Raw genomic sequence first — 12,585 nt, forward strand, 5'->3', positions numbered from 1 at the left:
GGTTATTGCTGCGAGGCGCCGGGAAGATAGCCCAACGGAGCCAGATGACAAAGCGATGGCTGATACCCCTGGTCGGCGCCGCGCTGGCCGCCTGTGCCGGGCCGAAGCTGCCGACCGCGGCCACGGGCGAGGTGGTCCTCACCATCCGCGGCCAGGTGAAGCACGGTCCCTTCTTCCTGCAGCGCTCCGACCTGGCCGGCCTTCCGCGGGCAGGGTTCCGCGCGGTGGACCCTGCCACGGGCCGCCAGGCCCGCTTCGACGGGGTGGCGCTGGTGCCCTTCCTGGCCAGGAAGCTGGAGGCGGTGGACGGCGGCGACACCATCCTGGTGGTCGCCGCGGACGGCGTGACGCTGCCCACACCGGCCGGCCTGCTCCGGCAGTATCGCCCGATCCTGGCCGACCAGGTGGACGGGCGGCCCGCCCCCCTGCAGCTGGCCTGGCCCACCCTCGACCAGCCGGGGCTGACGGCAGACCCGCGGGCGGGGCTCTGGTGGCTACGTCCGGTGGTGGCGCTCGAGCTGGTGGCCTGGGAGCGGAGCTGGGGCCGCGCCCTGCGACCGCCGCCCGGGCTCGGCGAGGAGGCCAGGGTCGGCGCAGGGCACTACCTGCTGCGCTGCGCCGCCTGCCACAGGCTGCACGGCGCCGGAGGGGAGAGGGGACCGGCCCTCGACGGGGCGGTCGGGCGGCTCGGCGAGGCCCGGTTCGTGCGGAGGGCGCAGGAGCACGCCGGGCTCCCGGAGCGGGTCGGCGCGGCCTTGCAGCGGCGCGAGGAGGTGGTGGCCCAGGTGGCGGCCTTCGTGGCGGCGTCGGACCTGGCCGGCCCGCTCGACCTCGACGAGCCGGTCACCCCGCCGCAGAAGCCGAAGGACCGAACGCAGCCAGCCGGCCGCTGAACGACGCGCCGAGCGGGGCCGGGCCGGCGGGCGCCGGGCCGCCCTGGTGCCAGCGCCTGGCCTCGACCAGGGAACCGCGCAGCCCGGCCCTGAACCGCTCCAGCTCCAGGCCAGCCAGCCCGTCCGGCGCGGCCTCCAGCCGGTCCAGCGCCAGCTCCAGCAGGCGGCACATGCCCGCCGGCTGCCGGGCTGCCAGCTTCTGGTAGGCGCCGGCGGCCTGGATGAGCCCCTGCAAGACCCGCCGCAGGTCACCGCGCTCCAGCCGCCAGGCTGCCTCCCAGATCTCGTGCGCCTCGCAGTACTGGCCGCTCACGAAGAGCTCCCGGCCGCGCTCCAGGAGCGCCACCGTCCCGTCCACCCTGCCTCGGCTCAGGTCCATGCCTCCTTCACCCGCCAGGGCCTCGGATCGTGCCAAGAAGTCGATGACACCCCCATGACGGGAGGGGCGCAGAACTGGGGGATGGCGAGTCTGCGAGATCCAGACCGGATCAACTGGGGTGGAGGGTCGATACCCTTCCTGTTCGTGCATGCCGTGGCCTTGGCCACGCCTTTCCTGGTGCCGGTGTCGCCAGCCCTGCTGGGGCTGGCGGTCGCCACCTATGCCATCCGGATGTTCGGCATCACCGCCGGGTACCACCGCTACTTCGCCCACCGCGCCTACCGGACGGGCCGGGTCTTCCAGTTCGTCCTGGCCTGGCTGGGCGCCATGTCCTCCCAGAAGGGGCCCCTCTGGTGGGCGGCCCATCACCGGCACCACCACCGCTGGTCCGACACCGACCAGGACCTCCACTCGCCCGTGCGCGGCGGCTTCCTCTGGAGCCACGTCGGCTGGTTCCTGGTGTCCCGCTACGAGCAGACCCGGCTGGATCAGATCAAGGACTTCGCCCGCTTCCCGGAGCTTCGCTGGATCGATCGGTGGCACGCCGTGCCCGGCCTGACCCTGGCGCTCGGGCTCTTCCTGGTCGGCGGCTGGCCGGCGCTGCTCTGGGGGTACTTCCTCTCCACCGCGGTGCTGTGGCACGGCACCTTCGTCATCAACTCGCTGGCCCACGTCATGGGGCGGCGGCGCTACGAGACCGGCGACGAGTCGCGCAACTCCTTCCTGCTGGCCCTCGTCACCTTCGGGGAGGGCTGGCACAACAACCACCACTTCTACGCAGCCACCGCCAACCAGGGCTGGTTCTGGTGGGAGGTGGACCTGTCCTATGCCGTGCTCAAGCTCCTCGGGGCGGCCGGCCTGGTGAGCGACCTGAGGACGCCGCCGCCGCACATCCGCTACGCCCACCTGCGGGTGGACGCCGGCCGGACCGGTCCCGCGGCGGGTGGAGCCGCGGCCCCGGCCGAGGCGGCCGAAGCGGACGCCCGGGCCGTGGGCGAGGCCGCCTAGCGGCTGGCCGGGCTCCCCGCGAGCGCGCCGCGGCTGGCGCTACAGGAAGATGGAGCGGCGCGCGGCCACGTCCTCGTCGAGCATGGCCTGGATGGCGCCCCGCGTCCGCGCCGCCGCGTCGGCCACGAAGTCCGGGTCGGCGGCCGCCTCAGGTCCGCGGCCGCCGAGATCGATGGGCGGCCCGAAGCGGACCGACCAGCGCGACGGCAGGGGCAGCAACCCGGCGGAGGCCAGCCGGAACGACGGCTGGGTGGCCAGGAGCGGCAGCCGCAGCAGGTCCGCCAGCCACCCGGTGCGGGCGATGGCCGGCGCCGCCTCCTCGCTGCCGACGATGGCGCACGGCACCACCACGGCGCCGGCGCGCAGCGCCACCTTGACGAACCCGCCGCGCCCGAACCGTCCGACGCGGTACCGCTCGCGCCAGGGGCGAGCCTCCACGGCGGAGCCCTCCGGGAAGACCCCCACCAGGCTGCCGTCGGCCAGGAGCCGGTCGGCCGCCTCCGGGCTGGCCCGCACCGCGCCGAGCCGGACCGCTGCCGTGCCCAGGAACGATCGGTCGCAGGCAGCGTCATCGAGCAGGGGGCGGAGGTCGCGGCGGGCCGGGTGGTCCCGCCCGAGGGCGTGGCGCAGCACCAGCGCGTCCCACGGCAGGTGCCCCGCGTGGTTGGCCACCACCACCGCCGGCCCGGTCGCCGGGACCTGGGCGAGGCCGCTGGCCTGGACGCGCCACCAGGTGGCGTAGAGGAACTCGACGAGTGGCAGGGCCCGCTCCACCAGCCGCGGGTCCATGCCGAAGCGCTCCAGCCGCGCCGGTGGTTCGAGCAGCCGGAGGAGGTCGCCGGCGCTGGCCAGCCGGGACCGCAGCGCGGGCCAGAGCGTGGCCAGCACGGCGCGCAGGTCCTCCCGGGCTCTGCCGGCCCCTTCACCGGCGGCGCCGGCGGCCGCCGCCAGGCGGGCCTCGGCCTCCTCGATGGCCGCGTCGAGGCGCTCCTCGAGGTGGTCGAGGGAGGCGGCGGCGCGGGAGACGGTGGACGGCGCGATCGGGGCCGGGGTCGGGGCCGGGGTCGGGGCCGGGGTCGCGGTCGGGGGCGCGGTCGGGGGCGCGGTCGGGGTTGCGGTCGGGGTCGAGGTCGGGGTTGCGGTCGCTCTCTCTCTCACGACCGGCCTCGCCGGCTCCCGTGGCGCGGCGCCGCGGACGAACGGGTCGTTGCCGAGCGCCGGACGGGCGCTCCGCGCGGGCCCCTGCCTCGCCCCCCGCTTCGCCTTTCCACGCGCCATCCGGCGACCTATAGACCCGGTCCACTGGTGCGTCAAACACCGCCGCGCCTGGCCGGCGCGCGCCGCCGCCCGCGTGCTAGAACGGCCCGTGGCCACCATCCGTGTGCTCCCCCCCGGGCTCGTCAACCAGATCGCCGCCGGCGAGGTGGTGGAGCGGCCCGCCTCGGTCGTGAAGGAGCTGTGCGAGAACGCCCTCGACGCGGGCGCCACCGCGCTGGCCATCGAGGTGGAGGAGGGCGGCCTCTCGCTGGTGCGGGTGGCCGACGACGGCCGCGGCATGGACCGCGACGACGCCCTGCTGGCCCTGGAGCGCCACGCCACCTCCAAGCTGCAGGACGCCGCCGGCCTGGCCACCATCGCCACCATGGGGTTCCGCGGCGAGGCGGTGCCTGCCATCGCCTCGGTCTCCCGCTTCCGGCTCGACACCGCCCCTGGCGGCGACGGCGCCGGCACCCGGGTGGTGGTGGAGGGCGGGGAGGTGGCCGAGGTGGCGGCGGTGGCCCGCCCGCGCGGCACCACCATCGAGGTGCGCGACCTCTTCTTCAACACCCCGGCCCGGCGCAAGTTCATGCGGGCCGCGCCCACCGAGGCCGGCCACGTCACCGAGGCCGTCATCCGCATGGCGCTGGCCCGGCCGGACGTCGGGTTCACGCTGCGCTCCTCGGGGCGGCTGGTCATGGGGGTGAGGGCCGGCGAGGCCCCGGCCGACCGGGCCGCCCAGGCCCTGGGGCGCGAGGCGGCCCGCCACCTGGTGGAGGTGGACGCGGGGCGGGGAGAGGTCCACGTGCGGGGCCTGGTCACCTCGCCGGATCACTCGCAGGCCACCGGCCGCTCGCTCTACCTGTTCGTCAACGGGCGCTACATCCGCGACCGCGCCGCCGCCCACGCGGTGCTGCGCGCCTACGCGGGGGTGCTGCCGCCGGGGCGGCAGCCGGCCGGGGTGCTCTTCATCACGCTGCCCCTCGACCGGGTGGACGTGAACGTGCACCCGCAGAAGCTGGAGGTCCGCTTCGCCGAGGCGCGGCAGGTCTACGACGCGCTCCACCACGCGGTGGCGGGCGCGCTGCGCCTGGCCCCGTGGCTCGGCCGGGGCGCGGCCGTCGGCCCCGGCGGGATGGGCTGGCCCGCCGCCCCCGGGGCGGCGGCGCCGCCCGATGCGGTGGCGCCACCGGCCGCCGGGGAGGAGGCGGCCTCGGTGCTGGCCTGGGCCCGCGCCATCCACCCGCCGCCGGAGAGCGGGGCGGCCTGGCCGCTGCCCGCCCCCTCGAGCGGCTCGGCGCCGCTGCCCTTCCTGGTCGGGCCGGCCGGCGAGCCCGCCCGGCCGCCCGGGTACTTCGGCTCGCTCCGCTACGTCGGGCAGCACGCCCGGACCTACCTGCTCTGCGAGGCGCCGGGCGGGGCGCTGGTGGTCATCGACCAGCACGCCAGCCACGAGCGGATGCTCTTCCACCGGCTGCGCGAGGCCATGCGCGCCCGGGCCCTGCCGGTCCAGCCGTTCCTGGTGCCCCAGGTGGTGACGCTGCCGCCGGCGGTGGCGCGGTCGCTGGAGGGGCACGCCGACGAGCTCGGCCGCCTCGGCCTGGACGTCGAGCCGTTCGGGGGCGACGCCTTCGCGGTCAAGGGCGCCCCGGCCATCCTGGGAGGGGTGGACCTGGCCGGCCTGCTCACCGACCTGGCGCAGCAGCTGGAGCAGCTGGAGCGCGGCAGCGCGGTGGACGAGGCGCTGCACGACCTGGCCGCCACCATGGCCTGCCACGCCGCGGTGCGCGCCAACCAGGACCTCTCCGCCGAGGAGGCGCGCGCGCTGCTCGACGGCCTCGACGCCATCGACTTCAAGGCCCGCTGCCCACACGGCCGCCCGGTGGTCTTCGAGCTGCCGCTGGCCGACCTGGAGCGCCGCGTCGGGCGCCGCTGACCTGAGGCGGCCCGGGGGGCCGGCCAGGCTCCGGCGGCCGCGCCCGGCCGGCGCGAGGGCAGGGGGCCGGCGCGGCGGAGGCCAGGCCCTGGTGGACGGCGACGGGGCCTTGAGGCAGATTCGCCCCGTGCCTCCGACGCGGGATCCGCGCTACCGGCCCTACCGGTTCGCCCTCTGGATCACCTACTTCCTCGCCATCGCCCTCTCCATCGGGCTGGTGGTGGCCAACATCGTGCGCCACCTGTCGGGGCCGCACCGGCCGCAGGCCACCGGCGCCCTGCCCACGCGGGCCACCGTGCGGGTCTGCGTCGGCGAGCTGGAGGCCCTGCACCAGGAGCAGAACGAGCGGGCCTGGCGGCTCAGCGGCCAGGTGGGGGCCCAGGACGCGCTGGCGGCCTTCGACGCCTGGGCCCGCGAGTGGGAGCGGCGGGTGGACGACCTCTCGGAGCGCTGCCGGCTCGACGCCTCCGACCCCGACCCGCAGGGCTTCGGCGGGCGGGAGGAGCTGGCCCGGGCGCGCGACTCGGTGCTGGCGCTGCACCGCGCCTACCGGGCGCAGGTGAACCGCTTCGCCCTGGAGGGCGCCGAGCTGGCGCGCGGGGCGGATCGGGCCCTCGAGGCGGCCCGCCAGGCGGCGACCCCGCAGCGCTGAGCGGGGCGCTGCGGCGCGGTCGGGCTGGACGCCCCCCGACGCCTCACCGGCCCGGACCTCGGCCTAGGGCGCCGGGTAGCCGCAGGCGCCGCCGGCCCCGGCCGGCACGTAGTGGAACACCCAGCGGTGCACCTGGGTCTCGTACTGCGCCTGCGGCGTGCGCCAGGGGCGCGGCAGGCCGCTGGTCGGCTCGAGCAGGAAGCCGTTGGAGACCACCAGCTCCACCACGTGCAGGCCGCCGCCGGCGCGGAAGGCGGCGTCGTCGAAGGTGTAGGGCCTGAACTGGAACGGGGTGAGGGGCCGCTCCAGGGTGACGCCGTCCTCCGGCCCCGGGATGATCTCGATGGGGGGAATGGGCGTCACGGTGCTGCGGCCCGGCTGGTAGTCCACGAACCAGCGTGCCTCCACCGGCTCCACCGTGTTCTCGTCGATGAGCCCGGCGCTCAGCGAGAAGACGTGGTCGGTGTCGGCGCCCGGGCAGTCCGGCGCGACCTCCACGACGGTGCCCGGCGGGGTGGCCTGATCGGTGACGATGCGCGGCGGGGCGATGCGCCCGGTGCTGGGGTACTCGGGCAGCGACTGCGGCAGCGGGCAGCCGCCCAGCCAGGGGCCGAGCAGGCCGACCAGGGCGGCCAGGGCGCGGCGGGACCGGGCGCGCGGGCCGCCCGCCGGGCCGGCCTGGCGGCCCGGGGCGAGGGTGGTCACGGGCTCTCCTCCTCGGGGGGCAGCGGCTCGCCTCGCCGCTCCGCCTCCATGCGCTCCAGGTGGCGGAAGATGGTGCGCGGGTCCACGCCCAGGTCCTTGGCGGTCTTGGTGCGGTTGCCGCCGTTGCGGTCGAGCACCTCGCCGACGTAGCGCCGCTGGAAGTCGCGGGTGGCCAGGGCCAGCGGCACGGTGGGCTCCAGCACCTCCGGCGAGAGGTCCAGGTCCTCGGCCGACACCACCGCCCGGTCGGCCAGCACCACCGCCTTCTTCACCCGGTTCTCCAGCTCGCGCACATTGCCGGGCCAGGCGTACTTCTTCATGGCCACCAGCGCGCCCGGGGTGAAGCCCTTGACCCGCGCGGCGTACTCGCGGGCGTACTGCTGCAGGAACCAGCGGGCCAGCACCACCACGTCCTCGCCGCGCTCGCGCAGCGGCGGCAGGTGGATGGCCACCACGTTGAGCCGGTAGTAGAGGTCCTCGCGGAAGGTGCCGCGGGCGATCTCCTGCTCCAGCACCCGGTTGGTGGCGGCCACCACCCGCAGGTCCACCGGCTCGGGCCGGCTCTCGCCCACCCGGGTGACGGCGCGCTCCTGCAGCGCCCGCAGGATCTTCACCTGCAGGCCGGGCGGCATCTCGCCGATCTCGTCGAGGAACAGGGTCCCCCCGGCGGCCGCCTGGAAGCGCCCCTGCCGCGCCGCCACCGCGCCGGTGAAGGCGCCCTTGACGTGGCCGAAGAGCTCCGACTCCAGCAGGCTCTCCGGGATGGCGCCGCAGTTGACCGCCACGAAGGGGCCGGCGCTGCGCGGCGAGCGGCGGTGGAGCTCGCGGGCCACCACCTCCTTGCCGGAGCCGGTCTCGCCGGTCACCAGCACGGAGATGTCGGTGGAGGCCACCTTCTCGATGCGCCGGAAGACCTCGCGCATGGAGGCGCCCGAGCCGATCAGGTCGCCGTAGTGGCGGGTGGTGACGGCCTCGCGCAGCGCCACGTTCTCGCGCCGCAGCGAGTCGAGCAGCAGGCCGTTCTGCAGCAGCAGCGAGGCCTGGGCGGCGAAGACCGTCAGCACCTCGAGGGCCCGCTGGTCGAAGAGCGACACCACGTTGTCGTTGCCGAGGTAGAGGACGCCGAAGACCTCCCCCTTCGACTTGAGCGGGGCGCACATCACCGAGCAGAGCTTCAGGTTCACCACCGAGCTGGAGCCGGACCACTCGGCGTCGTGCAGGGCGTCGGCCACCACCAGCGCCCGGCCGGTCTCCACCACCCTCCGGACGATGGTGTCGGAGACCCGGCTGACCGCCCCCTCGATGGTCTCGCGGGCCACGTTGCGGGCCGCGCGCACCGTCATCTCCCCCTCCTGCAGGAGGATGAGGAAGCCCTTGTCGGCCTGGGTCACCTCCACCACCGCGTCGAGCAGCTCGTCGAGGAGGCGCGGCAGGTCGGTGGCCCCCAGCAGCCGCTCGGAGAAGCGGACCAGGGCCTCGCGGGCCAGCCTCCCGTCCAGCGCCGAGGTGGCCGCCGGGGCGGGCGGCTCGAGGCGCGCCGCGGGGTCGAACAGCAGCTCGGTGGCCCCCACCCGGATGCGGTCGCCCGGGCCGAGGCGGCAGGCGCCGCGGCTGCGGCCGTTCACGGTCATGGCGGCGCCGTCGTGGGCGGCGGCGTCCCAGTCGCGCCCGTCGAAGTGCAGGTGCAGGGCGGTGGCGGGCAGGGTCGGATCGGGCACCGCCACGTCGTTCTCCGGGTCGCGCCCGACGCTGGTGAGCCGGCGGGACAGGGTCACCCGCCGCTCGCTCCCGTCGGGCGCCTTCACCACCAGGGTGGCCATGTCAGAACCTCCCCGAGAGGCCCAGGGTGGCGCCGGTGGCCGCCCCGGCGGGGCTGATCTCGGTCTCCACCACCGGCACGAAGTGGACGTGCGCGTCCCAGACGCCGTAGCCGTAGAGCCCCCAGAAGAGCGCCGCCGAGGCGTACTTGACCACCTCGATGCGCGTCAGCAGCGTCCGGTCGGCGTCGAAGTAGGGCGGCCGGGTGCAGCCGGGCTGGCTGGAGGTGCAGAGGCGCGAGCGATCGTCGGCCACCTGGTTGTGGGCGAAGATGGCCCCCAGGTTGACCAGCCCGAGGAGCACCTGGCCGGACAGGATGGCCGTCCCCTTGGCCCGGTCGCCGTTCTGGAACTGCCCGGCCCCGAGCGGCAGCCAGTTGAAGAGGTAGACCCGCTCCTGGACGCGGATCAGCTTGGTGGGGGGCCCGGTGCGGGCCTGCTCCTCGGCGAGCAGGCGGCGCTTGGCCTCGTCGGCCAGCCGCTGCTGCTCGCGCAGCTCGCGCCGCCGCTCGCGCAGCGGGGCCAGGGCCGGCTCGTGCTCCCTCTTCACCCGGTCGAAGAAGTCGACGATGGGCGGCGGCACCAGGAACGGGTCGAGCGCGAACTCCGGGTCGAAGGAGAGCAGGTTGACGAAGGCGGCGCGGGCCTCGGCCTGGTCGCCCAGGTGGAACTCGGAGATGCCCAGCAGCCGGTAGGCGTCCACCATCTGCTCGTCCGTGAGCGGCGGGTCGGAGGCCAGGTACTTGCGCAGGGTGCCGGCGCAGTCGGCGTAGGCGCCGAACTCGAAGCGGTCGCGGGCCCGCTTCAGCTCGGGCGGCGCGGCCAGCGCCAGGGTGAGCAGCAGCGCCAGGGGAGCGGTCACGGGGTCGCCTCCGCGGTGGGGGTGGCCACGGTCACCTCGCCGCCGGCCCGCAGCTTGACGGGCACGGAGCGCGGCGGTCCACCCGGTGGCTCGAGCACGATGCGCACGGTGGCCTCGTAGGGGTTGTCCCCTCCGGCCGGGACCGCCACGGCCAGCGGGGCGTGCTGCGACTCGCCGGCGGTGCCCACCAGGACCCCCTCGACCAGGACCCGGGTGGCGGGATCCCCCTCCACCCGCAGGCGGGCCGGCCGCGGCACCAGCGGCACCCGCAGCTCGCCCATGGCGGCGGCCTCGGCGGCGCTGAGCTGACGCACGAAGGGCGCGCAGCAGGCGTGCTCCACCTGGATGGTGTGGGGGCGGTCGGCCCCGATCTCGAAGCGGACCACCTGGGCGCCGCTGGCCACCTCGGTGCCGTCGAGCAGGGCGCGCTGGGCGTACGGCCGGACGAAGACGGTGAGCGCGGCGGACGGGCCCGGCCCGGGCACCGGGCGACCGACCCCGCCCGCCGAGGCCGGCCGACCAGCGCGCGGGGGCTCGCTGGCGGCGCTGCCCGGCGCGGTCAGGCCGTCCGGCAGGGTGGCAGCGACCTGGCCCGGTGACGTCGCCACGGCCGGGCCGGCCGGCACGCCGAGGGTCGACAGGGGGGAGGCCACCCGGCCGGCGGCGCCGCTGCGCCACAGCGCGGCCACCCCGACCCCGGCCGCGCCGAGCAGCGCCAGCGCCGCCACCACCCCGGCCAGCCGGCGCAGGCGGCGCCGCCGGGACAGCGCCCGCAGCTTGCCCGGCACCACGGCGTTGGCGGGGTCGAGCGCCAGCACCCGATCGTAGCAGGAGAGCGCGCGGGCGCTGGCGCCCTCGGCCAGGGCCGCGTCGCCGCGGGCCAGCAGGGCGGCCACGGCGCGGGCGGGGAAGGCCTCCTTGAAGCCCGCCGGGTCCGAGAGGAGGGCCACCAGCTCGTCCTCCGGCCGGACCAGGCCGACCTCGGCCAGGACCAGATCGAGCGCCTCGCGCACCTCGGCGGCGCTGGCCGGCCGGTCGGCCGGCTCCACCATCAGGCAGCGGCGCACCAGGTCCGCCAGCCGGTTGGAGACCCGCGGGTCGACCTCGCGGGGGTCGTCGAAGTCGCCCTCGATGGCGCGGCGCAGGATGGCGGTGGGGTTGCCGGCCGCGAAGGGGAAGCGGCCGGTGGCCAGCCAGTAGAGGATGGTGCCCAGCGAGAAGAGATCGCTGCGGGCGTCGGCCTCCCGGCCCTCCACGATCTCCGGGGCCATGTGGTGGGGCGAGCCCACCAGGGCCCCGGTCATGGTCATGCGCTCGTCGGAGGCCAGGATGCGGGCGATGCCGAAGTCGGCCAGCTTGACCGCCGGGCGCGCCCCCTCCTGCACCAGCACGTTCTCGGGCTTGAGGTCGCGGTGGATGACGCCGGCCGAGTGGGCGTGCACCAGGGCCTCGCAGAGGGCGCGGCCGACCAGCAGCCCGACCTCCGGGTAGGCGAACCCCACCTGCTGGGCGTAGGCCCGCAGGGTGCGGCCCCGGATGAACTCGGTGACCAGGTAGGCCTCGGGGGCCCCGTCGCCGGCGTAGTCGAAGATCTCGACGATGCCGGGGTGGGCCAGCCGGGCCACGGCGCGCGCCTCGCGGGCGAAGCGGGCCCGGCTCTCGGCCGAGCCGGCCAGGTGCGGGTGCAGCAGCTTGACCGCCACCTCGCGGTCGAGGGCCGAGTCGCGCCCGCGGTAGACCACGGCCATGCCGCCGCTGCCGACCTGCTCCAGCAGCTCGTACCGACCGAGCATCCTGATCACGCGCCGCTCCACACGCCTGGCTCTCCCGCCCTCCCGCCAGCTGGCGCGATCGCGACAGCGCCGCCGCGGGAGGCCCCCGCACTATGACACGGACGCCGCGGTGGCGGCCACGACCAGGGGGCCCAAGCCTGCCGGCCGGGTGGAGGGAGGAGGGCGCGGCTGTCGCGGCGGCCCTGGCGACCAGGCCGCGGCCGCTTCACCAGGTCGGGAAGACCGACCCGCCGGTGCCGGGCAGGAGCCGGCTGGAGACCAGGGTGCGGATGGTCTCGGGCAGGATCTCGGTGGAGACCGGGAAGCGGTGGCGGAAGCCGATCTCGGCCAGGCGGCTCACGTCGTAGTAGTGGTCGGCGCTCATCCAGTGCAGCGCCTCGCGGTCCACCCGCGGCACCAGGGTGCCGGGCTGGGCGCGGGCGAAGCGCCGCCAGGCCGAGACCAGCCGCCGGTTGACCGGGTCGAGCAGCGCCCGGTCCGGCACGTGGCGGAAGAGCCAGAGCACCAGGGCGGTGAGCCTGGGGAAGCTGGGGAGGAAGCGCCCGGGCTGGTAGCCGAGCGCCAGGAGGGCGGTCTCCAGCAGCTCGGCCAGCGGCAGGGGGGCCTCGTCGGCCACGTTGAAGGCGCGCCCCACCACCGCGGCGTCGTCCGGGTGGGCCACCACGTGCACCGTGGCCCGGGCCAGGTCCTCCAGGTGGCACAGGTGAGCCACCGGGCCGCGCCGGATGATGGGCACCCGCGCCTTGCGCTGGTTGAAGAGCGCCACCAGGGCCAGGGCCCGCACCGGCCCGCCGCGCAGCGTGGGGCCGTAGAGGAGGGACGGCCGCAGGACGGTGAGCGGGGCGCCGGCCCGGTGCGCCGCCCAGCTGGCGCGCTCGGCCTGCCAGCGGATGCGCTCGTAGGCGGTGCGCGGGGCCTTGAGCTCCCCCTCCCGGCAGGGCAGGTTGCGGGGCCGACCGTAGACGGCGCAGGTGGAGAGGTGCACCAGCCGGCGCGCCCCCACCGCGCCGGCCAGGCGCGCCGCCCCGCTGGCGGCCGAGGCCTCGGCCTCGGCGCGGCGCCGCTCGTCGAGGTCGCGCGGGGTGCGGATGCCCAGGTGGATCACGGCGTCGGCCGCCGCGGGGGCCTGCGCCGGTCCGCCGTCGGCGCGAATCGAGACGGGCAGCGGGTCCCAGCCGGCCCGGGCCAGCTCGGCCGACACGGCGTCGAGCACCGCGCCGGGCGAGCCGGTCAGCAGGGCGAGGCGGCGCGCCGGCGCCCCGGGCGTGGACGGCGCCGGCACC

At 76.5% G+C, this 12,585-nt stretch carries 11 protein-coding genes; 4 read left to right on the plus strand and 7 right to left on the minus strand.

Translation table 11 applies throughout. The features are described from left to right. Nucleotides 1-44 precede the first annotated feature (44 nt). Complete coding sequence (locus IPO09_07165; protein ID MBK9517125.1) at nucleotides 45-893, plus strand: hypothetical protein; 849 nt, start codon at nucleotides 45-47, stop codon at nucleotides 891-893. Here the strand turns inward: IPO09_07165 and IPO09_07170 are convergent. Continuing rightward, nucleotides 844-1,272, minus strand: a complete 429-nt coding sequence (locus IPO09_07170; protein ID MBK9517126.1) for a DUF309 domain-containing protein — start codon at nucleotides 1,270-1,272, stop codon at nucleotides 844-846. The two genes, IPO09_07165 and IPO09_07170, sit on opposite strands and share 50 nt — an antisense overlap. Before the next feature lie 81 nt (nucleotides 1,273-1,353). Here IPO09_07170 and IPO09_07175 point away from each other — a divergent pair, with 81 nt between their 5' ends. Then, nucleotides 1,354-2,280, plus strand: a complete 927-nt coding sequence (locus IPO09_07175; GenBank protein ID MBK9517127.1) for a fatty acid desaturase — start codon at nucleotides 1,354-1,356, stop codon at nucleotides 2,278-2,280. A gap of 39 nt (nucleotides 2,281-2,319) precedes the next feature. Here the strand turns inward: IPO09_07175 and IPO09_07180 are convergent, their stop codons facing one another. Further along, nucleotides 2,320-3,558: an acyltransferase family protein gene (locus tag IPO09_07180; GenBank protein ID MBK9517128.1), complete on the minus strand. Its 1,239-nt coding sequence runs from the start codon at nucleotides 3,556-3,558 to the stop codon at nucleotides 2,320-2,322. A gap of 88 nt (nucleotides 3,559-3,646) precedes the next feature. On the opposite strand from IPO09_07180, the gene mutL reads away from it, so the two are divergent. Beyond that, nucleotides 3,647-5,473: a DNA mismatch repair endonuclease MutL gene (gene mutL / locus IPO09_07185; GenBank protein MBK9517129.1), complete on the plus strand. Its 1,827-nt coding sequence runs from the start codon at nucleotides 3,647-3,649 to the stop codon at nucleotides 5,471-5,473. Nucleotides 5,474-5,600: 127 nt separating this feature from the next. Then, on the plus strand, nucleotides 5,601-6,125 hold the full coding sequence (locus IPO09_07190; GenBank protein ID MBK9517130.1) for a hypothetical protein: 525 nt from the start codon (nucleotides 5,601-5,603) through the stop codon (nucleotides 6,123-6,125). Between the two features lie 63 nt (nucleotides 6,126-6,188). Here the strand turns inward: IPO09_07190 and IPO09_07195 are convergent, their stop codons facing one another. From IPO09_07195 to IPO09_07215, 5 genes are all read right to left on the minus strand, one after another. Continuing rightward, nucleotides 6,189-6,830: a hypothetical protein gene (locus IPO09_07195; protein ID MBK9517131.1), complete on the minus strand. Its 642-nt coding sequence runs from the start codon at nucleotides 6,828-6,830 to the stop codon at nucleotides 6,189-6,191. Further along, nucleotides 6,827-8,650: a sigma 54-interacting transcriptional regulator gene (locus tag IPO09_07200; protein MBK9517132.1), complete on the minus strand. Its 1,824-nt coding sequence runs from the start codon at nucleotides 8,648-8,650 to the stop codon at nucleotides 6,827-6,829. The genes IPO09_07195 and IPO09_07200 overlap by 4 nt, the downstream gene beginning before the upstream one ends. A gap of 1 nt (nucleotide 8,651) precedes the next feature. Beyond that, entirely contained in the window at nucleotides 8,652-9,497 is an 846-nt protein-coding gene (locus tag IPO09_07205) for a tetratricopeptide repeat protein (protein MBK9517133.1), read from the minus strand. An 8-nt stretch (nucleotides 9,498-9,505) separates the two neighbouring features. Further along, nucleotides 9,506-11,302 carry a serine/threonine protein kinase gene (locus IPO09_07210; protein ID MBK9517134.1) on the minus strand — a complete coding sequence of 599 codons (1,797 nt, stop codon included), beginning with the start codon at nucleotides 11,300-11,302 and terminating at the stop codon, nucleotides 9,506-9,508. 205 nt (nucleotides 11,303-11,507) lie between these two features. Continuing rightward, nucleotides 11,508-12,584: an NAD(P)-dependent oxidoreductase gene (locus IPO09_07215; GenBank protein ID MBK9517135.1), complete on the minus strand. Its 1,077-nt coding sequence runs from the start codon at nucleotides 12,582-12,584 to the stop codon at nucleotides 11,508-11,510. Nucleotide 12,585: the final 1 nt, after the last annotated feature.

Origin of the sequence: Anaeromyxobacter sp., assembly GCA_016718565.1 — a bacterium.
GTDB lineage: Bacteria > Myxococcota > Myxococcia > Myxococcales > Anaeromyxobacteraceae > JADKCZ01.